Origin of the sequence: Nocardia sp. NPDC056100 (genome assembly GCF_042266325.1) — a bacterium.
GTDB lineage: Bacteria > Actinomycetota > Actinomycetes > Mycobacteriales > Mycobacteriaceae > Nocardia.
Genome location: NZ_JBHJVY010000004.1, coordinates 1,097,419 through 1,118,091, shown reverse-complemented (window position 1 = coordinate 1,118,091; position 20,673 = coordinate 1,097,419). Strand labels below are relative to the sequence as shown.

Here is a 20,673-nt window from a genome sequence, read left to right as displayed (position 1 = left end):
GACAGGTCCTTTCGGGACGACGGTGCGGGTCAGACCCGGGCCGACGTGGTGGACGGGGAATCGGATTGCACCGCTTCGGCTTTCAGCACCAGCGCCTCGGCCTCGGTGACCACCTCGGAATCGAGGGCCTTGAGACTCGGGCGGCGCATGAAGACCGTCCAGCAGACCAGGCCGCAGATCACGTAGAAGGCCATGAAGACCCAGAAGGCGGTGGTGGCGGAGCTGGTGGAGGCGTAGGAGGAGCGCAGCACCAGGTTGATGCCGACACCGCCCAGGGCGCCGATCGCGCCGACGAAACCGATGAGGGCGCCGGAAGTGTTCTGCGCCCACGCCGCACGGGTCGCCGAATCACCCTCGATGCCACGGGATTTCGCCTCGAAAACGGACGGGATGATCTTGGTGACCGCGCCGTTGCCGAACCCGGAGATGATGAACAACGCGGTGAAACCGATGATCAGCGCCACCAGCACGCCGCCCTTGGGGCTGCCGGTGCCGTCACCCAGGGTGCTCGACACCGCGACCACCGCGGCGGCCGTCGTCATGGCCCCGAAGGTGTATAGCGTGACCCGGCTGCCGCCGATGCGATCGGCCCACTTACCGCCGTAGGGGCGGGCCAGCGAACCGAGCAGCGGACCGATGAAGGCGATCTGCGCCGCGTGCAGCGCCGCAGCGGCCGCGGTCGCGCCGCCCGCCTTGAAGCTGATCTGCAACACCTGGCCGAACGCGAAGCTGTAGCCGATGAACGAACCGAAGGTGCCGATGTACAGGAAGGCGATGGCCCAGGACTGCGGTACCCGCAGCGCCTTGAGCATGTAGGACAGATCCGCCTTCTGGTTCTTGACGTTGTCCATATTGATCGCCGCGCCCAGCGCCGCGACCACGATGAGCGCCAAGTACACCAGGCAGACCACCGAGGCATTGCCGTACGCGTTGCCCAGGGTGGCGATGACCGCCAGGCCGATCAGCTGGATCACCGGCACGCCGATATTGCCGCCGCCCGCGTTCATGCCCAGCGCCCAGCCCTTGAGCCGCTGCGGGTAGAAGACGTTGATATTCGACATCGACGACGAGAAGTTGCCGCCGCCCAGGCCCGCGAACGCCGCGATCACCAGGAAGGTGGTGTACGAGGTGCCCGGCTTGTTGATGAAGTACAGCGTCAGCAGCACCGGCACCAGCAGCGCCAGCGCGCTGAAGATGGTCCAGTTGCGCCCGCCGAACCTGGCGGTGGCGACGGTGTACGGAATCCGCATGACACCGCCGACCAGGGTCGGCACCGCGCCCAGGAAGAACTTTCCGGCGGTGTCGATGTGGAAGACGTTGGTCGGCATGAACAGCACCATGACCGACCAGATCGACCACACCGAGAATCCGATGTGCTCGGCGAACACCGACCAGATCAGATTGCGCCGGGCGATGGCCTTACCACCGGATTCCCAGGCTTGAACATCCTCGGCATCCCAGTGTTCGATGTCGCGATTGCGCGTCAGCATCTTCCCGGCCTCCCTGAAATCTTGATGACCTCAAGGTAGGAAACGGGTATTGCCGAAATGCTGCGCGAAATGACCGGGAAATCAAACGTTGCTCACGTATCTCATGAGCGCGCGGTGAGAAGGCGAGAAACCTCACCGTCACATTCACCGCGTAGTGCGCGGAATTATCCCCACGTATCTTCCAGCATGCGCGGCTTGCACGCCAGCCAAGCGCCGCCGACCAACACCAGCACCGCGACCGACAGGAAACCGAAGGGCGCCAGCCAGTTTCCGGTCATCGTGTGCAGCGCACCGAACAGCACCGGGCCGATGCATGCCACGGCGTAGCCGACACCCTGGGTGAAACCGGACAGCGCGGCCGAACCGGCGGAGGTGCGGGTGCGCAGGTTGATCAGGGTCAGCGCCATCGGGAAGGTGGACGGGCCCAGGCCCAGCAGCAGCACCCACACCAGCGGCGCGCTCATCGGGGCGATGAGCAGACCGGCGAAACCGGCGAAGAAGAAACCGGCGCAGGCGATCACGACCGGGAACGGATTGCGCATGCGGCCCACCACGATCGGCGCGCTGAGCGCCGCGGCCAGGCCGATGAGGGCGAAGACGCCGACCATGCTGCCGCCGAAGGACGCGCTGGCCCCGGCGTCGGAGAAGATCGTGGGCATCCAGGTGAACATGGAGTACGTGGTCAGCGAGGTCATGCCGAACATCAGGGCCATGCCCCAGGCCAGCGGTGAGCGCCACACCTTGCCGGTCGCCTCCAGCGGCTCGGGCGGCAGTTCGGTGGAGTCCAGGCGGGCGTGATCACGCCGGATGCGCAGCACACCGAGCCACGGCAGCATGGCCAGCAGCGGCAGAATCGCCCACAGGCCCAAGGAGATTCGCCAGCCGTGCGAATCCGCCAGCGGCACCGCGATCAGCGCCGGGATGACGGTGCCCAGCTGCACCAGCACGATGTAGACCGAGCTCAGCAGCGCCAGACGATCGGAGAAGTACCGCTTGACCAGCGGCGGGATCACCACATTGCCGATGCCCATACCGGTCAGGGCCAGCGCCGAGAAGGCGAGCAGCTCCCAGGTATCGGGCACCACCGCGCGCACGGCGGAACCCGCGGCGGTCATGAGCATGGCGATCAGGGCGGTGGTTTCCAGCCCGAAGCGGCGGGAGAGCACGGGGGTGAGCAGGCCCGCGATGGCGAACATGGCGGTCGGGATCATGCCGAAGACGCCGACGACGGCGGTGGAATAGCCCAGGTCATCGCCGATGCGGGAGGCCAGCGGGGTGAAGGCGGTGACCGCGATGCGCAGGGTGAGCGCGGACATCAGGATGGCGGCCAGGACGAGCAGGCGGCCCTCGAGGAGCGAACGCTTGCGATCCGGTATCGACTGCCTGATATGCGCCTTTTCCGATTCGACGGCGGTGTTCTGCCGGGTAGCAGAAGTAAGGCCCCGCGCGGGGGCCGTCGTCTCGTTCAAGGTCGCAGTCACCACGAAATCATAGGATGACCCGATGATGTGATGCAACGAATGTGAGGCACGGTACGCTGTGCAACGTGCAACCAGTCCGGCGCACCAGCCTCATCGCCCAGGTGACCGAGCAGCTGCGTGCCGAAATCCGTTCCGGCCGTTGGCCCGTCGGCTCGCGTATCCCCACCGAGCCCGAACTCACCGAGCTCACCGGCACCGGCCGCAATACCGTCCGCGAGGCCGTCCAGGCGCTCGTGCATGCGGGCATGGTCGAACGCCGTCAAGGCTCGGGGACCTATGTGATCTCCACCTCCACGCTCGGCGGCACCCTCACCGAATTCTTCGCCGACGCCCAGCAGCGCGACATCCTCGAACTGCGGCAGGCCCTCGACACCACCGCCGCCGCCCTCGCCGCACAACGGCGCGATGACATCGACATCGCGAATCTGGAGCGACTCGAACAGGAGCGCCGGATCGCCTGGGATGACGATCAGGACACCGCCATCGACGCCGACGTGCAACTGCACCGCGCCATCGTGGTCGCCAGCCACAACGCGGTATACCTGGAGTTCTACGATTCGCTGCTGCCGGTGATCGCGGCCGGAATCCGTTCCCGCTCCGAGAAAGCCGGCGAGGCGTATCACGCCGAGCACACCGAGTTGGTGCGCGCGGTCATCGACGGTGATCCCGACCGCGCGGCGCGGGCGGCCAACTGCTTCCTCGGCTCACTCATCGCCGAATTTCCGGACAGTCGATAAATCCTGCGGGTAAACGGAACGTCACCGCGCGGTCCATCCGAAGGTGAGCCGGAATTAGTTTCGGCGTCACCGAATGCTATGTCGGCGTAATCACACCTTCGTACGGTTGTCCCCGACCGCAGGTAACCACGATGAGGGCGGTCGACATGCGAGAGGAACGCTGTTCATGGCAACCGTCGAAGAAACGAAACCCGCGTTCGCATTTCAGAAACGTGGACGATGGATAGACCACTGGGAACCCGATAACAGTGAATTCTGGGAGAACGGCGGAAAACAAACCGCCCGCAAGAATCTGATCTTCTCGGTATTCGCGGAAAACCTCGGATTCAGCATCTGGGTGATCTGGGGCAGCGTCGTCACCGCCATGGGCGCGGCCGGATTCGACTTCCTCGCCGGACTCGGCAAGGGCAACCCGACCGCGGTGAGCAACGCCCTGCTGCTCACCTCCACCCCGACGCTTGTCGGTGCGGCACTTCGCATTCCGTACACCTTCGCCATCCCGCGCTTCGGCGGGCGCAACTTCACCATCTTCAGCGCGGGCATGCTGCTGCTGCCCACCCTCGGCCTGGCCTGGTTCATCAATCAGCCTGGCACACCCATGTGGGTGTTCATGCTGCTGGCCGCGCTCGCCGGTGTCGGCGGCGGCAACTTCTCCTCGTCGATGGCGAACATCAACTTCTTCTACCCCGAAGGCAAGAAGGGTGCGGCACTTGGCATCAACGCCGCGGGCGGCAATCTCGGCGTGGCGCAGACCCAGCTGTTCGTACCGCTGATCATCACGCTCGGCACGCACATCATGGCCAAGGACGCGGGCGGTTACCGGTTCGGCATCACTCTCGCGGTGCTTATGTGGATTCCGTTCATCCTGGTCGCCATGTTCGGAGCGCTGCGGTACATGGACTCGCTCTCGGGCGCGAAATCCGATGGGGCATCGTACAAATTGGCGCTCACCAACCAGCACACCTGGGTGATGGCGATCCTCTACATCGGCACCTTCGGATCATTCATCGGGTTCTCCTTCGCCTTCCCGACACTGCTCAAGGCCAACTTCCCGGATCTGGCCAAGATCGGCTGGATGGGCACGCTCGGCAATCTCGCGTTCCTCGGCGCGCTCGTGGGCTCCATGAGCCGGCCGTTCGGCGGATGGGTGTCCGATAAGGTCGGCGGGGCCAAGATGACGCTGTACGTATTCGGCGGGATGGCGGTCGCGACACTGCTCATCATGGCGTCGCTGTCTGCGAAGAACTTTCCGCTGTACCTGATTTCGTTCCTGGTGCTGTTCGTGCTCACCGGTATCGGCAACGGGTCCACCTATCGGATGATCCCGTCCATCTTCGGGGCGGAATCGCGGCGGCGGGCCTCGGAAACCGGGCAGGACATCTCGGCGGCGCTCATCTCCGCCAAGCGGCAGGCCGGTGCGGCCATCGGTGTCATCGGCGCGGTCGGCGCGGCGGGCGGCTGGGTGCTGCAGCAGGCGCTGCGACTGTCGAATACGCACTACGGCAGCATGACTCCGGCGTTCTGGGGGTACGCGGTGGCGTATCTCGCGATGGCGGGGATCACCTGGTGGTTCTATCTGCGGACCTCGTTCGCGGCGAGCCGCGTCCCGTCCCTGGCGCACGCCAACGTGTGATTCTCACGCTCGGGGAGCATCAGTTCCCCTGAATATGACTGTTGCGCCGAGCAATTCGCTCGGCGCGACAGTTTTTCGTCATCGGCGCGGATCGGACGACCGCGCTTGTCCGACTACAGGATCAGCCGGATCATGTCGGCGGTGCGCGCCAGCCCCGGGAACGCCTGCGGCGTCGACCTCGGGTGCAGCGCGTGCACGGCTAGCCGGAACATGACCGCCCGCACCAGCATCTGCGGCCATTCGGGCAGGCCGGCCCAGCGCTCCAGCAGGCCGTCATCGGCTCCGCCCCAGGACAGCGCGTCGACCACGATGACGGCCGCGGCCCACGGCGCGGGCCGCCAATACGGGGTGATATCGGTGAGGCCGGGCGCGGAACCGGTGTGGAACAGCACGGTCCCGAACAGATCACCGTGCACCAGCTGCGGTGGCGTGGCTATCGGCTTACGCAGCGTCGAAAGCTGCGTGATCAACATCAGACTGCGATCCCCGTCCGGCGAGGTCGCGGGCAGCAACCCGCCCACCTTCAACGTCCGCAACGGCACCGCCTCCCAGGCAGCCCGATCCGCCGCGGCGAAAACATCCACATCCACCCAGGGCGCGGCAGGCGCCTGCGCCAAGAACCGCGGCCGCTCCAATTTCGCCGTCACCTCGTGTAATCGAAGCGATAGCGAAACCACCTCATCATGCCGAGGCTCCGGAATCCCCTCGAGGAAGGTATCCGCCCGCCACCCCGACACCACATACCGCCCATCGGTGGCCCGCACCGGCCGAGCCAACCGCACCCCGTCAACCCGCAACGTCTCCCGCACCTTCGCCGACCAAGCAGCCCGCGCATGATCGGTCACCGGACTCAACACCACATCCGCACACCGCCACCCCCCATCCCAGTTCCCCAGCGGAACCGGCGCAGCCTCGCGCAACCCAAAGGTCGCCCGCACATGCTCAGGAGGCTCCACAGCAGTCATGGTCACGCGCGTACGGTACCGCCGCAAAGTGACCCGAATCGGACGCCGCGCCGGAAACCGCCCGGTCCGTAAACCATCCTTACGACCTCAGTCACCGCCACTCGTCCAGTTCAGACCTAGTATTCGAACCAGACATCGGATGGACTGCCAGGAGGTCATGGACCACTCGGAGTTCGATCTCGTCGCGGTCACAGGGCATGGCGACGCCGAAAACCGGTGCGTCGCAGGCAGAGCTGCAACATGACCGGGTGCTCCGCAGGGATCGTCAGGCTGCGTCGGTTCGTTCGAATCGGGCGACAAAGCGAAGTTCGAGAGCGTGCGCGAGTCTGTCGAGCATGCCGATAGTGGGTGTGCCGCCGCCGGATTCGAGGCGGGAGACGTCCGGCTGGTGCAGACCCGCGCGCTGGGCCAGTTGTGCCTGCGTCAAGCCGAGCTCTATGCGACGCTCCCTGATGGCGTTGGCGAGTTCGATCGCGAGTTTCGCCTCCGCGCGCCCCGCGTCGTACTCGTCGGCATTGAAGTCGGAACGGTCGGCCCGCTCGCGGCGCAGATCGTCCATGGACGTGTGGTCAGCCATCGTCTATCACCTCTCTATCGAAACTGGCCCGGGCGTGATCATGCTCTGCCTCGCAGACCTTGCGAAGGTACTTCGCCCGCGCCACCTCCGTGGCTTCCCGCATCCTGGTTTTGCGGAAAACCGTCAGCAGGATGATTCTGCGCCCGGTGGCTAGCCAGTAGGTAATGCGCATCTCTCTGGGATGCAGGTGGAATCGCAGTTCCCGGACACCGTCGCCGAGATTGCGCGACCACGGTTCACCCAGCGTTTCGGCGTTCTCCGCGAGCATGCCGACATACACGTCGACACGACCAAAGTCTTTGTCGGATAGCGAACGCAGCCAGTCGGCCACATCTGGCTCGATCTCAACCGCGTACAGATACATAGGACAGATCTTATATAGGATGCGTCCTATATACAAGGATCGTTCGATACGACTCGGTTGCCATGGTCCTGGTACGGCATGGAAAGCGAAGAAGCCCCGGTATAGGGACCGGGGCTTCTTCGACGCGGTTCAGCGGACGCGCGGAGGCTGGTTAGTAGACCGGGAGGGAGGGGTCTACCTGGTTGGCCCAGGCGATGATGCCGCCTTGGAGGTGGGTGGCGTCGGAGAAGCCGGCGTTTTTCAATGCGGCCAATGCTTCGGCTGAGCGGATACCCGTCTTGCAGTGCAGGACGATTGGGGTGTTTTGGGGGAGGTCGGCTAGGGCTTCGCCGGTGAGGATGCGGTCCTTGGGGATGAGGGTTGCGCCTTCTATGCGGACGATTTCCCATTCGACTGGTTCGCGGACGTCGATTATGGCTACGTCTTTGCCTGCGTCGAGCATTTCCTTCAGTTCGCGGGCGGTGACCGTGGAGCCGATCGCGGCGGCTTGGCCTTCCTCGGAGACCACGCCGCAGAAGGCGTCGTAGTCGATGAGTTCGGTGATGGGCTGGCGTTCGGGGTCGCGGCGGAGCTTGATGGTGCGGTAGGTCATGTCGAGTGCGTCGTAGACCATCAGACGGCCCAGCAGGGGGTCGCCGATGCCGGTGATCAGCTTGATGGCCTCGGTGACCATGATCGAGCCGATGGACGCGCACAGGACGCCCAGGACGCCGCCTTCGGCGCAGGAGGGGACCATGCCGGGCGGCGGGGCCTCGGGGTAGAGGTCGCGGTAGTTGATGCCGCGGCCGTCGGGGGCGTCCTCCCAGAAGATGGAGACCTGGCCCTCGAAGCGGTAGATGGAACCCCACACGTACGGCTTGCCCGCGAGCACCGCGGCATCGTTCACCAGGTAGCGGGTGGCGAAGTTGTCGGTGCCGTCGACGATGAGGTCGTACTGCCGGAACAGTTCGATGGCGTTATCGGGTTCGAGGCGAATCTTGTGCAGCTCCACATTGATTCCGGAGTTGATCTCCAGAATCGAGTCGCGGGCGCTGTCCGCCTTGGAACGGCCGATATCGGATTCGCCGTGAATGATCTGGCGCTGCAGGTTCGACGCGTCGACCTCGTCGAATTCGACGATGCCGAGCGTGCCCACACCGGCGGCGGCCAGATACAGCAGCGCCGGGGAACCCAGCCCGCCCGCGCCGATCACCAGTACGCGGGCGTTCTTCAGACGTTTCTGACCCGTCACCCCGAGATCGGGAATGATCAGATGGCGGCTGTAGCGGGCGACCTCGTCCTTGGTCAGCTCCGCGGCCGGCTCCACCAGGGGCGGCAGGGAAGGATGCGTTGCTGTCACGCTGGCAGACTCCTCAATCGACTTCGCCGGCATTTCGCGGCCACTCGTGCAACACCGCGGCCCTGGCCGTTCTTCCCCAGCCTAGGCGGCGTGCGGCGGCGCACTAGTCGCGGGGATACGGCCACGGATTGAAGCGGCACTTCTTCCCGTCCATCGGCACCACACCGGTCGGGTCGAGGGTGGCGATGTCGTTATTGCGGGTGCCGAAGGTCTGCTGCATCATCACCGGCGCCAGCCCGCCGTCCACATCGCACGGCTGATGCTCGTGATAGCCGATCGCGTGCCCGGTCTCATGGTTGATCTGATACTGCCGGTACGAGCCGATATCGCCCTCGAACGCCAGCGCACCGCGCACCCAGCGCACCTCGGACAGCACCACGCGATCCAAATCCGAGTTGTAGCAGGAGGAGTCGATGGGGATCTCGAAACCGCACGACTTGTGCGTGGTCTCCCGCGAGGTCAGCGAGATCCGGAAATCCGGATTGCCGTTGTCGACGCGCCGGAACGCGAAACGCGAATCATGGGTCCAGCTCTTGGGATTGGCGAGCGTGGCATCCACCATCTGCGCCACCGAGGTGTCCCCGCCGAACCCGGAAGTGTCCACCCCGTCCTCGATTTCGACGGTATAGCTGAACACGTGCTCCGAACCGGCGCCGACCTGTCCGGTCCCGCCGGGCACGATATGCCAAGTGCCCGCGCCGATTTCGGTGAACGGCCCACCGCCGGGCACCGCGCCCGTCGGCAGGTTGGCGGCGAACTTGCCACTGCCCGGCGGCGGTACACCGATGATCTTGGTGGTCTCGCTGCGATCACTCAATCGCCCGAAACCCGGTACCCCGGCGACACTGTCGCCGCCGCCACGGAACGCGTCCACCGCGACCAGCCCGGTCACCACGAGCAGCACCGGCAGCGCGTAGGCGCGCCAGCCGTAGGTGGAGACGAAACGCCCCAGCGGACTCTGCTTCTTGGTCTCGCGTTCGGGCCGATCACGCGATCCCTCGGGTGCGGCGGTGGGATCCCAGCTGGCGCGCAGCGGTTCATGCGGGAGCGGGAGCCGTTCCTCGGCGAGCACCGGCAGTCCGGACGGTCCGGGCGAATCCGGTTGTCCGGATTGCTCGGGATGTGCCGGAGGGTTCCCGGTGTACAGCCCGAGCGGATCGTAAATCGGCCCGGTCGGTCGGCCTTTCCGCTTGGAGTTTCTGCCCCCGTCGTCGGTCACCAGAACAGACTCTCACAGTGCGCTCGACCGCACTCACGGGCCGTCACGGGGACAGCGACGGATCTCACAAATCTGGACATGTGCTACACAGTTGTGACCCGCCTCGCATAATCGAAGCGGCAAGCGCGCTCGCCGAATACACGAGCCGCATCCACAAAGCCTTGTGCGGATCGACAAACATCCAGCACATCAATATTCGGAACCTGGATCGGCACCGACCCCTCGAGCGAGTATCGTTCGGGTGATACCCGGTGACATCCTTTCCGCCGGGAATCGACTGGGAGATCGGAAAATGACTGACCTCGTGGACCGGATGAGCGCGCACCGCACGTCATCCGAGGCCATGGCGCCGACAAAGCGCGGCACCCGCCTGCCCCGCGAGGCCCGACGCGCACAGCTGCTCGCCGCCGCCGGGGAGGTATTCGTACTCCGCGGTTATCACGCGGCCGGCATGGATGAGATCTCGCAGTGTGCGGGCGTCAGCAAACCCGTGCTGTACCAGCACTTCTCGAGCAAGCTCGAGCTGTACCTGGCGGTGCTGCAGAACTATGTCGAAGCCCTCGTGTCGAGTGTGCGCCAGGCGCTGCGCTCCACCACCGACAACAAGCATCGCGTGCGCGCGGCCGTGCAGGCGTACTTCGACTTCGTCGATCACGAAACCCAGGGCTTCCGACTGGTTTTCGAATCCGATCTCACCAATGAGCCGCAGGTGCAACGCCGGGTCGAGCAGGCCACCGAATCCTGTGTGGACGCGGTCTTCGATCTTGTCGCACACGATTCCGGATTGGATCCGTACCGCGCGCGCATCCTCGCCGTCGGCCTCGTCGGCGCCAGCCAGATCAGCGCCCGCTATTGGCTCGAGGCGGATCGCCCGATTCCCAAGGACGAAGCGGTCGATACGACCGTCGCGCTCTGCTGGGGCGGGCTGTCACACGTGCCTTTGCATCCGATCGACGACAAATACTAAAGACCAAGCAAAGAATTGCCCCGTTGAATTCTCAACGGGGCAATTGCTTTTGACGCATTCGCGGCTTCAGACCGCGGCGAAACCCACACGACCCGCGGACGGAGCGCCGATCTCCACGTAGGCGACCTTCTTGGCCTGGATCAGGTACTTGCGGCCCTTCTCGTCGGACAGCGTCACCACACCGCTCTCACCCGACAGCGCGCCGGTGACCAGTGCCTCCACCTCGGCGGGAGTCTGCGCGCTGTTGATGATCAGCTCACGCGGGCTATCCGAAATACCGATCTTGACCTCCACGGCCAACCTCCGAACCTAGAGTCCTGTGCTGTCTTCGCCAAGGCTAGTGCAGGACGCCCGGCCACCGGCAGCGACCGCCCTGCGCTGAGAGCGAACGAGGGCTAGCCCAGACCCAGCACGCGCATGCGCTCGGCATGCGAATCCTGCATATGTTCGAACAGCGTCGCGATACCGTTCAGATCGCCGGTGGCGGTGAGCACCAGCTCGGTGAGCTCATCACGCTGCGCCATCACGTACTGCGCCTGCGTGATCGCCTCGCCGAGCAGGCGGCGTCCCCACAGCGTGAGCCGGTCGCGCTCGGAGCGATTCTGCTCGACCGCCCGGCGCACCTCCTCGATGACGAATTCCGAATGCGAGGTCTCGGCGAGCACATCGCGGACCACATCGGCGACCTCGGGAGCCAGGGCGCCGGCGATCTCGGTGTAGAAGTCGGCGGCGATACCGTCACCGACGTAGAACTTGACCATCGACTCCAGCCAGGTGGAGGGGTCGGTGGAGGCGTGATAGGCGTCGAGCGCGCGCACGAACGGGGCCATGGCGTCGAAGACGTCCGCACCGCGGTCCGCGAGCGCCTGCTCGAGGGTTTCGAAATGGCCCATCTCGTTGGCGGCCATCTTGGCGACGTGCACCTTGCCGCGCAGTGACGGCGACAATTTGGCCTCTTCGGCCAGCCGATAGAAGGCGGAGATCTCACCGTAGGCGAGGACCGCGAAAAGGTCGGCGACTCCGGGATGTGTGGCGGCGATCCGCGCGTCGGCCGATTCCGACGCGTCGCCCAGCGCGGTAGACGAGTTTGCTCCCATGGACCCCACCCTAGTCCGCGGGTATGAACGCCATTCACCCATCGCTGACACATCATCGGTCGTACCCTCAAACTGCTCGGAAGGTACTGTGCCACAACATTTTTCATGATCAACCGATAGTTCGGGAGAAGTACCGTGCCCACTGCGATTCAGAATCTCGTCGTCCTCGGCGACAGCCTGTCGGATATCGGCATCAAACGGGAGGCGCCCGCCGGCATGTTCGCGCGCGCCGCCGGCATGATGCGCACCAATGAAGTAGGCCGCTACAGCGACGGTAAGAACTGGGCCGACTACCTGATCGAGTGGATCGGCGGGGAACCGCTCATCCGCGGCGATAAGAAGAACACCGAATACGCCACCGCACCGCATCGCACCCTGACCACCGACTCATTGGTGCTGCGCACCAACTTCGGTGATCTCGCCCCGGTCAAATACGCCAACTACGCCGAAGGCGGGGCCATCGCGGCCTCGGACTGGAAACCCAAGGCCGGTGCACTGGGCTACCTGAAGGAACAGGTCTCGACCTATATCAACGCCCGCCGCAAACTGACCGAGCAGAACCAGTTCACCGGGCATACCCTGCACGTCATCTGGATCGGGCTCAACGATCTCATCACCGCCAAACGGCCGGTCCCCGACAATCCGGGTCCGACCGATGCGGCCGGAACCGGCGTCCGGCCACTGGTGCGCGAGATCAACGATCTGGTCAACGAGATCTGCGATTCGTTCCCGACCAACCCGTCATACGAGCATTTCGTGCTGATCGACCTGCCCAGCCCGCTGGTCTCGATCCGCTTCCAGGACAAGGCCGCCGACAAGGGTGAGGATTCGGTGGCCAAGGCGGTCGCCAACGTGCAGGCGTTCAACACCGCGCTGCGTCAGCTGGCCGCGCACTGGGTGCCGCCCAAGGACGGGCTGGGGGCGTTCGCGCCCAATATCTCGTTCGTGCGCATCGCCGACTGGATGCAGGTGGTGTCGAACAATCCACAGCAGTTCAACCTGACACCGCTGGCCCAGGATCACGGGCCGGTGCTCTACCTGGGCATGCAGGATCCGACACCGCCCGCGATCCGGCGCGCCCTCACCACCAGCGATCTCGCGCACCCCACCCAGGCGGTGTACGAACTCATCGCCCGGCAGATCGCCGACACGCTGGTGCCCAACTACCGCATCGGCACGCTGACCACCACGTCCTGGCCCGAAAGGCGGCCGTTCCCAACGATTCCCGGGATCTAGCGGGCGTCCACTCCCGGGCTAATTCACGTCACGCAGGAACTTGTCCAGGTACATCCACGTGGTGTCGCGGGCGATGAGAATGCCCAGGTGCGAACCGGGTGCGGTCTCGTACCGCACCTCCGGTGAGCCGGTCAGCGTGGTCGTACCGTGCTCGACGGCGGCCGCCGCGGTGATCGCATCGTTCGGCCCGCCCACCAGCAGCACCGGAACCGTGACATCGGCGACCGCGATTTCGCGCGCACCGAAATGCACCACGCCCTTGCCGATGTCATTGTTCAGCATGAACCGGCCCCACAACTGGTTGTAGAAACGGCCCGGATAACCCGGCAGCGAATTCTGGAAACGGTCGATCGTCGCCATCCGCTCCAGCGTCGGCGTATCGGTGATATTGCTGGCAATGAAGAAGGGGCGCTTGAGTTCTCGATCCCACGCGGTCGCGCGGTACGCGATCCGGGTCAGCTGCGCCGACACCCCACCGGTGGCGCGAATCGCGGCCGTCGCGGTGCGGCCGCCGTCCAGCCGGGCCAGCGCGCGCAATTCCCGCACGCCCACCATGTGGTTGTAGCTCAGCGGCGCGCCCACCGCGGTGATGGAGCGGATCGGCAGCGTGTCATCGGCGGCCGCGGTCAGCAGTGCCAGCACGCCACCGATGGACCAGCCCACCAGATCCACCGGCTGACCACCGCGATCCGCGGACACCTGGCGAATCGCCTCGGGCAGGATGTCGTCGATCCAATCCTCGAAGCCCATGCGGCGGTCCTCGAAGGTGATATCGCCGTAATCGACCAGGTAGGGCGCGCGACCGGATTCCAGCAGGAAGCGCGCCATGCTCTGCTCGGGGCTCAGATCGAAGCAGAACGCGGGGGCGGCCAGCGGCGGCACCAGCAGCACCGCCGGATCGCCGTCCGCCGCGCCGTCATAGCGGCGCAATTCCCGGTGCGGCGCACTGGAAAGCACCGTTGACGGGGTCGGTTCGGGGGCTCCGATGCCGGTGCCGAAGGTCAGGGCCCACGCATTGCGCGCGGCGATGCTCACGGTGTCTGCCAAGCTCACCCGCACAACTTCGCACATGCTGCTACAGCTTGTAACAGCTATGTGAGCAATCCAACTGCCGACCTGGGTGAGTACACGCGGCATCCGGGCCAATTCCACTGCGGCACAATCCTTAACGTGGCTGCGAAGACTCGGGGCGGGCAACCGATATGCCGGGGAATCGCGTCTAGCAGCGCAATATCGAAGGCAATTGCGGTGGCGGGGAAAAGAGCGAAGACCGTATCACGCTACAATCTCCGGGGACAACGGAAACTTTCGCCCGAACGTGTTTCGATCGGGTGGCCGTAGTCACGGAAAATGTGCGCGCACTCCGATCCGCAACATTGTCCGCCGCGCCAGGTCGATGCCCGCAAGAGCATCCCGCAGCGGCGACAGACGAACGGATCAAGTGGCAGCGCGGACCGGCCGGTCCGCCCCACACCTCGTGCGCGCGAGACGCGATAAATCGAGGAAGGCACGTACCCTGAGCAAGATCACCGTAGAGCAGGAACCCGGAGTGGCCGACACGCTGCTGACCGCGGAGCTCGACGAAACCCACACCGCCCCCACCTTCGCCGAACTCGGCGTCAACCCCGAGATCGTGCGCGCCCTCGGCGAAATGGGCATCGAACGCACCTTCGCCATCCAGGAACTCACCCTGCCGCTCGCGCTGGCCGGTGAAGACCTCATCGGGCAGGCCCGCACCGGCATGGGCAAGACCTTCGGCTTCGGTGTGCCGCTGCTGCACCGCATCGCCTCCGGCACCTCGGGCACCATTCCGCTGGACGGCACGCCGCGCGCACTGGTCATCGTGCCGACGCGCGAGCTGTGCATGCAGGTCACCTCCGATCTGGAGAACGCCAGCAAGTACGTCAAAACGCATGAGGGACGCCCGCTTCGGGTCACCTCCATCTACGGCGGACGGCCCTACGACACCCAGATCGCCGCGCTGCGCAATGGCGTCGACGTCGTGGTCGGCACCCCCGGACGACTGCTGGACCTGGCCGAACAGCAGCACCTCATCCTGGGCAAGGTCCAGGTCCTGGTGCTCGACGAAGCCGACGAAATGCTGGACCTGGGCTTCCTGCCCGATATCGAGCGCATTCTGAGCATGGTCCCGGACCAGCGTCAGACCATGCTGTTCTCGGCCACCATGCCGGGTCCGATCATCACCCTGGCGCGCACGTTCCTGAACCGGCCCACGCATATTCGGGCCGAGGAACCGCACGACTCGACCATCACCGATCGCATCACGCAGTTCGCGTACCGGGCGCACGCGCTGGACAAGAGCGAGGTGGTCGCCCGCATTCTGCAGGCCGAAACTCGCGGCGCCACAATGATTTTCGCGCGCACCAAGCGCACCGCGCAGAAGGTGGCCGACGATCTGGCCGAACGCGGCTTCGCGGTCGGCGCGGTACACGGCGACCTCGGGCAGATCGCCCGCGAGAAGGCGCTCAAGAAGTTCCGCGAGGGCAAGATCGACGTGCTCGTCGCCACCGATGTCGCCGCGCGCGGTATCGATATCGACGATGTCACCCACGTCATCAACTATCAGTGCACCGAGGACGAGAAGACCTACGTGCACCGCATCGGCCGCACCGGGCGCGCGGGGCGCACCGGCGTCGCCGTCACGCTCGTCGACTGGGACGAGCTCAAGCGCTGGGCGTCCATCGACCAGGCATTGAAGCTCGGTATGCCCGAACCGGTCGAGACTTACTCGCGGTCGCCGCACCTGTACTCCGATCTGGGCATCCCCCAGAACGTCACCGGGATCGTGCGCAAGCGCCCCGTCGTGCGCGATGAGGACGCCGTGGTGGTGGAACGCGAACCGCGCGAAGCCCGCTCGCCGCGTAGCCGCAATCGCAAGCGCACCCGTGGCGCGCGCACCGGTGAGGACGTGCGGGTCAACGGGTCGAATGTGACTGGCGCAGAAGCCGATTCGGTCAATGGCAGTTCGGTCGACGGCAACTCCGCGAACGGCAACCCGGTCAACGGCACCGCCGTCAACGGCAATGGCAATGGCAATGGCGCGGCCGTGAACGGTCACGCGCTCAACGGTCACGCCGTCAACGGCCATGTGGTCGCGGGCAATGAGGAAGGCTCCGCCGATAAGCCGGGCCGCCGCCGTCGCCGCCGTCGCGGCCGCGGTGGTTCCGACAATGCCACCGCCGCAACGGTTTCCACCACCGCCGAGGATCAGACCGACACCGAGTCCGCCGCCGAGGCCCCCCGGGCCGACACCGGCGACGCCCCGGTGCGCGAAGGCCGCAGGCGCAACCGCAACCGCCGCAACCGCGGTTCGGACAACAACGGCGCGCGCGGCAACGGTGAGCACACCACCGAGAACTCGGCGGCCGTGAATTCCGTGGCCGAGAACGACGTCACGGCGAACACCGTGACCGAGAACGCGGTCGGCAACGCCGGTGGCGCGGCCACGAACGGCGCGGCAATTCCGCCCGTCACCACGGTCACCTTCAGCCACGCCGACGAAACCGGCACCGCGGCAACCGCTTCCGCCGTAACCGCGGGTTCGGCTGCGACCGCGTCGGCTCCGGCTGACTCGGTGACGACCACACCGGCTCCGATTGACTCGGTGGCGTCGGCTCCGGCTGACTCGCTGGCGACCGCACCGGCCCCCGCTGACTCGGTGGCGACCGTATCGGCTCCGGCCGACTCGGCCGCAGCCGCCGAGGCCGCCGCACCGGCGAAGCGCACTCGTACCCGTCGTGCGCGGGGAGCGAGCGAGAACGGTTCGGCCCCGGCCGAAGCGGCCGCCACGGACTCTGCGCAGGTCACCACAACCGCCGTCGAATCCACCGAATCGGTTGTCGCCGAGGTGAATTCGACCGAGGTCGCATCCGGCACGGCGACTGCCGCTCCGGCGAAGCGCACCCGCGCCCGCCGCGCGGACAAGCCCGCGGCCGATGCGGTCACCGGCAACCCCGCCACCGCTGATCAAGCGGTGGACGGTGCTGCCACCGCGCCCGCCGCGACGGTCACCGCCGAAGCCGAAGCGCCAGCCGCTCCGGCAGCGGTGCTCGGTCAGCGCCCCGCCCGCCGCCGCGCCAGCCGCCCGGCCCTGGCTCCGGGCGATGCGGCTGCCGAAACCACCGGTGCCGCAGTCGCTTCCGGCGACCCGGTCACCGCGTCGGTGGCTCCGGCCGAACCGGTCAAGAGCACCGGCCGCCGTCGGGCCAGCCGCCCCACGGCGAGCCCGGCCCCGACCGTGAACGGTTCCGCACCCGCCGCAACGGTTTCCGGCGATCCGGTCACCGCCACGGCTCAGGTCTCGGAGGACGCCGCCCCCAAGCGCGCCCGCCGCAGCACCAAGGCCGCCACCGAAACCGCCACGGCCCCCGCCGAAGTCGCCGTCGCGACCGAAGCAGCCGCACCGGTGAAGAGCACCCGCAAGCGCACCGCAGCCGAGACCCCGGTCACCGAGACCGAGACCGAGACCGAGACCCCGGCACGCAAGCGCACCGCCAAGGCGGCGACCACCGACACGGTCGCCGAAGTCGCGGCCGCACCTGCGAAGGCCGCTCGCAAGAGCACCAAGGCAGCGGCCAAGACCGCCGAGGTCGCGGAAGTGGTCGCCGAGCCCGTGAAGGCCCCGGCACGCAAGAAGGCCGCCGCGTCCGCCAAGGCTCCGGCAGCGGAAGCCGTCGAAACCACGCCCGCCAAGACGGCTCGTAAGAGCGCGGCCAAGGCAGCGGTCGACGTCGTCGCCGAGCCCGCGAAGGCGACCGGCAAGCGCGTCGCCAAGACTGCTGCCGCAGTGGAGGTTCCGGCCGAACCGGTCAAGGCGGCTCGCAAGAGCACCAAGACCGCAGTGGCGGAGAAGACAGTCGCACCGGCCAAAACCGCACGCAAGACCGCCGCCAAGGCTGCTGTGGCAGCCGAGGTTCCGGTCGCACCGGCCAAGGCCGCTCGCAAGAGCACCAAGGCCGCGGCGGCGGAGCCCGCCAAGGCCCCGGCCCGCAAGGTAGCCACCAAGGCCGCGGCAGCGGAGAAGACGGTCGCGCCCGCCAAAACCGCACGCAAGACCGCCACCAAGGCGGTTGCGGTAGCCGAGGTTCCGGCCGCACCGGCCAAGGCCGCTCGCAAGAGCACCAAGGCCGCAGCCAAGACCGCGGTGGCGGAGCCTGCCAAGGCACCGGCCCGCAAGGCAGCCACCAAGGCCGCGACAACGACCGCCGCGTCGAAGAAGGCCGCCCCGGCTGCCAAGACCATTGCGGCAGTCGAGGTTCCGGCCAAGGCCGCTCGCAAGAGCACCAAGGCCGCGGTCGCGGAGCCCGTCAAGGCACCGGCCCGCAAGAAGGCCGCCGAGGCAGCGAAGCCCGCCCCCGCGAAGAAGGGCAAGGCCAAGGCGGTCGAGGCCGCACCGGCCAAGAAGACCCGCGCCAAGGCCGAGCCCGAAGCACCGAAGTCCGCCGCCAAGAAGCGGACCAAGGCCACCGCTTCCAAGTAACCGAAACAGATCAGCCGGGACCGCCGCTCACCCCCGAACCGCGACCACCCGCTGGCACCTCGACGCCGCCGCGATCGTCACTCCAGACGATCGCGGCGGCGCTGGTTTATAGCCCGGGGGCGGGTTGCCGCCTCGGCGTAGTGGAGGGGATCGGATAGTCTCGCTGTCGTGCTCGCACCCGAGCGGCGAACGCGCGCCGATATTCTCACCGCTGCCGCGATCGTCGCTCTGCTGGCGATCGCGGCAGGCGTGGTGTGGTGGACCAGTGATGCCCGTGGCACCGAATCGGTGACCGCGGATAAGACGCTTTCCGCGCCACCTACTCCCGAGCAGTTGCCCGCGAGCATGCGGGAGCTGTGGAATTCGCCGAATCCGGCGAGTGCGCGGGCCATTACGGTCGGCGGGGTCGCGGTCACCGGGGACGGGGGCACGGTCACCGGGCGGGATCCGGTCACGGGTGAGCAGGTGTGGAAGTACCAGCGGGATATGCCGTTGTGCGGGATCGAATCCCAGTTCGGGACGGTGATCGCCACCTATCGGGATCAGCGCGGATGCAGTCAGACCACGCTGCTCAATGCCGAGACCGGCGGGCGGATCACCTCGCGGTCCAGCTATATGGACGATTCCATCAAGATGTCGGTGGACGGGACGTACACGCTCGCACAGGGACCGGACCGGCTCGAGGTGTGGCGGTCGGATCTGGTGCGCACCCTGGAATTCGGCAAGGTCGACGCCCCGGTGAACTCGAAGACCCAGCCGCGCACCGGATGCGCGTTGCTTTCGGCGGCGTCCTCGCCCAGCCGGGTCGCGGTGCTGGAGCGCTGCCCCAAGGACACCGCCGTGCGGCTCACCGTATTGAATCCGGCCCCCAAGGACGGCACCACGCCCGAGGAGTACAGCACGCATGTGCTGAACGAACCCGGCGGCGCGTCCGAGAGCGCGCGGGTGATCGCGGTGTCGGACAGTCGAATCGCGCTCTACCTGCCCGGAATCGGCGGCACCGCACCGCAATTCGTGATCTACGATATTTCCGGCAATGTCATTGCCACACACCAGCTTCCGGCCCCGCTGCCGGACAACGCACTGGTGAGCCATTTGAGCTCGGCCTGGTTCGTCTTCACCGGGCAGTCCCTGCTGGCGCTGAACGCGAGCACCTTCGATGTCACCTGGACGATCCAGAACGTGCTCGGCACCCCCACCCTGATGTCCGGTCAACTGCTGGTCCCCGCACCGGAGGGCCTGCGCGCGGTCGATCCCGCGACCGGCGCGGCGGCCGGGCGGATCGCGGTGCAGCGCACCGACTATCACAATGAGCCCATCTCGCTGGCGGCCATCGGCGGCACGGTGCTGGAACAGCGCGGCACCCGGCTGTACGCCCTCGGCGCGGCGTAGTCCGGCGATACCGCCGCTATTTCCGTGCGCCGCCGCCCGGGACGGGTGGTTTGTCGGGCATGATCGAGGGCGTGTCCGAACATGATTATCGGCTGATATTGCTACGACACGGTGAGACGGAGTGGTCGGCCGCACGCCGCCATACCGGGCGCACCGATATTCCGCTGACACCCGCCGGGGAGGAACAGGCCCTGGCCGCCGGGAAATTGCTGGCCGGTCTCGGGCTGCACGATCCGCTGGTATTCAGCAGTCCCCGGCAACGCGCATTGCGCACCGCCGAATTGGCCGGATTGACCGATGTGCACGTCGACGATGATCTCGTCGAATGGGATTACGGCGAATACGAAGGTCTCACCACGCTCGAGATCCAGCGCATGTCACCCGGTTGGACCATCTGGACCGGCGTCACCCCCGAAGGCGAAACCGCCGACCAGGTCCGCAAGCGCGCCGACCACGTGCTGGCCACCGTCATCCCCGAGCTCGCCACCCGCGATGTGGTGCTGGTCGGGCACGGGCACTTCTCCCGGGTCATGATCGCGCGCTGGGCCGAATTCGAGGTGGTGGAGGGGCGGCGGTTCTTCCTGTCCACCGCCGCCGTTACCGTGCTCGGGTACGACTACCAGGCGCGAACCCTGCTCGCGCACAACCTGGTTCCGCAGTTGGAAGGGAACTGATC

General features: G+C 66.4%; 16 protein-coding genes and 1 pseudogene. 7 read left to right on the top strand and 10 right to left on the bottom strand.

The annotated features are described in order from the left end of the window. Positions 1 to 29 precede the first annotated feature (29 nt). Both ACFC0O_RS35585 and ACFC0O_RS35580 read right to left on the bottom strand, forming a co-directional pair. A complete protein-coding gene (locus tag ACFC0O_RS35585) occupies positions 30 to 1,490 on the bottom strand; it encodes a nitrate/nitrite transporter (RefSeq protein WP_375965899.1) in 1,461 nt (486 codons plus the stop codon). A 164-nt stretch (positions 1,491 to 1,654) separates the two neighbouring features. Further along, a complete protein-coding gene (locus ACFC0O_RS35580) occupies positions 1,655 to 2,971 on the bottom strand; it encodes a CynX/NimT family MFS transporter (protein ID WP_375965897.1) in 1,317 nt (438 codons plus the stop codon). A gap of 65 nt (positions 2,972 to 3,036) precedes the next feature. Between ACFC0O_RS35580 and ACFC0O_RS35575 the strand changes: the two genes are divergently transcribed. Together ACFC0O_RS35575 and ACFC0O_RS35570 are read left to right on the top strand one after the other, a co-directional pair. Further along, positions 3,037 to 3,708, top strand: a complete 672-nt coding sequence (locus tag ACFC0O_RS35575; RefSeq protein ID WP_375965894.1) for a FadR/GntR family transcriptional regulator — start codon at positions 3,037 to 3,039, stop codon at positions 3,706 to 3,708. A 166-nt stretch (positions 3,709 to 3,874) separates the two neighbouring features. Beyond that, positions 3,875 to 5,341, top strand: coding sequence for an MFS transporter (locus tag ACFC0O_RS35570; protein ID WP_375965892.1), 1,467 nt, complete (start codon positions 3,875 to 3,877; stop codon positions 5,339 to 5,341). A 113-nt stretch (positions 5,342 to 5,454) separates the two neighbouring features. On the opposite strand, the gene ACFC0O_RS35565 is transcribed toward ACFC0O_RS35570, so the two are convergent. From ACFC0O_RS35565 to ACFC0O_RS35545, 5 genes are all read right to left on the bottom strand, one after another. Further along, a complete protein-coding gene (locus tag ACFC0O_RS35565; protein WP_375966472.1) occupies positions 5,455 to 6,306 on the bottom strand; it encodes a TIGR02569 family protein in 852 nt (283 codons plus the stop codon). Between the two features lie 265 nt (positions 6,307 to 6,571). Further along, a complete protein-coding gene (locus ACFC0O_RS35560) occupies positions 6,572 to 6,883 on the bottom strand; it encodes a helix-turn-helix domain-containing protein (protein ID WP_375965890.1) in 312 nt (103 codons plus the stop codon). Continuing rightward, positions 6,876 to 7,247, bottom strand: coding sequence for a type II toxin-antitoxin system RelE/ParE family toxin (locus ACFC0O_RS35555; protein WP_375965887.1), 372 nt, complete (start codon positions 7,245 to 7,247; stop codon positions 6,876 to 6,878). The genes ACFC0O_RS35560 and ACFC0O_RS35555 overlap by 8 nt, the downstream gene beginning before the upstream one ends. Before the next feature lie 151 nt (positions 7,248 to 7,398). Then, the gene (moeZ, locus tag ACFC0O_RS35550) at positions 7,399 to 8,586 is read right to left on the bottom strand and encodes an adenylyltransferase/sulfurtransferase MoeZ (protein ID WP_364639510.1); all 1,188 of its coding nucleotides are present in this window, start codon (positions 8,584 to 8,586) and stop codon (positions 7,399 to 7,401) included. Positions 8,587 to 8,689: 103 nt separating this feature from the next. Then, positions 8,690 to 9,664: a DUF3152 domain-containing protein gene (locus ACFC0O_RS35545; protein WP_375966470.1), complete on the bottom strand. Its 975-nt coding sequence runs from the start codon at positions 9,662 to 9,664 to the stop codon at positions 8,690 to 8,692. 433 nt (positions 9,665 to 10,097) lie between these two features. On the opposite strand from ACFC0O_RS35545, the gene ACFC0O_RS35540 reads away from it, so the two are divergent. Then, positions 10,098 to 10,772 (top strand): TetR/AcrR family transcriptional regulator, encoded by a 675-nt coding sequence (locus tag ACFC0O_RS35540; RefSeq protein ID WP_375965885.1) that lies wholly within the window; start codon positions 10,098 to 10,100, stop codon positions 10,770 to 10,772. A gap of 66 nt (positions 10,773 to 10,838) precedes the next feature. Here ACFC0O_RS35540 and ACFC0O_RS35535 read toward each other — a convergent pair whose 3' ends face one another. Together ACFC0O_RS35535 and ACFC0O_RS35530 are read right to left on the bottom strand one after the other, a co-directional pair. Beyond that, the gene (locus ACFC0O_RS35535; protein ID WP_364639516.1) at positions 10,839 to 11,066 is read right to left on the bottom strand and encodes a DUF3107 domain-containing protein; all 228 of its coding nucleotides are present in this window, start codon (positions 11,064 to 11,066) and stop codon (positions 10,839 to 10,841) included. A gap of 101 nt (positions 11,067 to 11,167) precedes the next feature. Then, on the bottom strand, positions 11,168 to 11,869 hold the full coding sequence (locus ACFC0O_RS35530; RefSeq protein WP_364639518.1) for a ferritin-like fold-containing protein: 702 nt from the start codon (positions 11,867 to 11,869) through the stop codon (positions 11,168 to 11,170). A gap of 135 nt (positions 11,870 to 12,004) precedes the next feature. On the opposite strand from ACFC0O_RS35530, the gene ACFC0O_RS35525 reads away from it, so the two are divergent. Next, positions 12,005 to 13,105 (top strand): SGNH/GDSL hydrolase family protein, encoded by a 1,101-nt coding sequence (locus ACFC0O_RS35525; RefSeq protein ID WP_375965882.1) that lies wholly within the window; start codon positions 12,005 to 12,007, stop codon positions 13,103 to 13,105. Positions 13,106 to 13,123: 18 nt separating this feature from the next. Here the strand turns inward: ACFC0O_RS35525 and ACFC0O_RS35520 are convergent, their stop codons facing one another. Beyond that, positions 13,124 to 14,158, bottom strand: coding sequence for an alpha/beta fold hydrolase (locus ACFC0O_RS35520; protein ID WP_375965880.1), 1,035 nt, complete (start codon positions 14,156 to 14,158; stop codon positions 13,124 to 13,126). Positions 14,159 to 14,654: 496 nt separating this feature from the next. Here ACFC0O_RS35520 and ACFC0O_RS35515 point away from each other — a divergent pair. From ACFC0O_RS35515 to ACFC0O_RS35505, 3 genes and pseudogenes are all read left to right on the top strand, one after another. Next, a pseudogene (locus ACFC0O_RS35515) lies at positions 14,655 to 16,109 on the top strand (DEAD/DEAH box helicase); the annotation flags it as partial. Positions 16,110 to 18,773: 2,664 nt separating this feature from the next. Further along, on the top strand, positions 18,774 to 19,997 hold the full coding sequence (locus ACFC0O_RS35510; RefSeq protein ID WP_375965878.1) for a hypothetical protein: 1,224 nt from the start codon (positions 18,774 to 18,776) through the stop codon (positions 19,995 to 19,997). A 59-nt stretch (positions 19,998 to 20,056) separates the two neighbouring features. Further along, entirely contained in the window at positions 20,057 to 20,671 is a 615-nt protein-coding gene (locus tag ACFC0O_RS35505) for an acid phosphatase (protein WP_375965875.1), read from the top strand. Positions 20,672 to 20,673: the final 2 nt, after the last annotated feature.

Bases quoted from the DNA above. Each gene is read 5' to 3' on its own strand.
- ACFC0O_RS35585 (WP_375965899.1), bottom strand. From the start codon at position 1,490: ATGCTGACGCGCAATCGCGACATCGAACACTGGGATGCCGAGGATGTT.
- ACFC0O_RS35570 (WP_375965892.1), top strand. From the start codon at position 3,875: ATGGCAACCGTCGAAGAAACGAAACCCGCGTTCGCATTTCAGAAACGT.
- ACFC0O_RS35565 (WP_375966472.1), bottom strand. From the start codon at position 6,306: ATGACTGCTGTGGAGCCTCCTGAGCATGTGCGGGCGACCTTTGGGTTG.
- ACFC0O_RS35560 (WP_375965890.1), bottom strand. From the start codon at position 6,883: ATGGCTGACCACACGTCCATGGACGATCTGCGCCGCGAGCGGGCCGAC.
- ACFC0O_RS35555 (WP_375965887.1), bottom strand. From the start codon at position 7,247: ATGTATCTGTACGCGGTTGAGATCGAGCCAGATGTGGCCGACTGGCTG.
- ACFC0O_RS35540 (WP_375965885.1), top strand. From the start codon at position 10,098: ATGACTGACCTCGTGGACCGGATGAGCGCGCACCGCACGTCATCCGAG.
- ACFC0O_RS35530 (WP_364639518.1), bottom strand. From the start codon at position 11,869: ATGGGAGCAAACTCGTCTACCGCGCTGGGCGACGCGTCGGAATCGGCC.
- ACFC0O_RS35505 (WP_375965875.1), top strand. From the start codon at position 20,057: ATGATCGAGGGCGTGTCCGAACATGATTATCGGCTGATATTGCTACGA.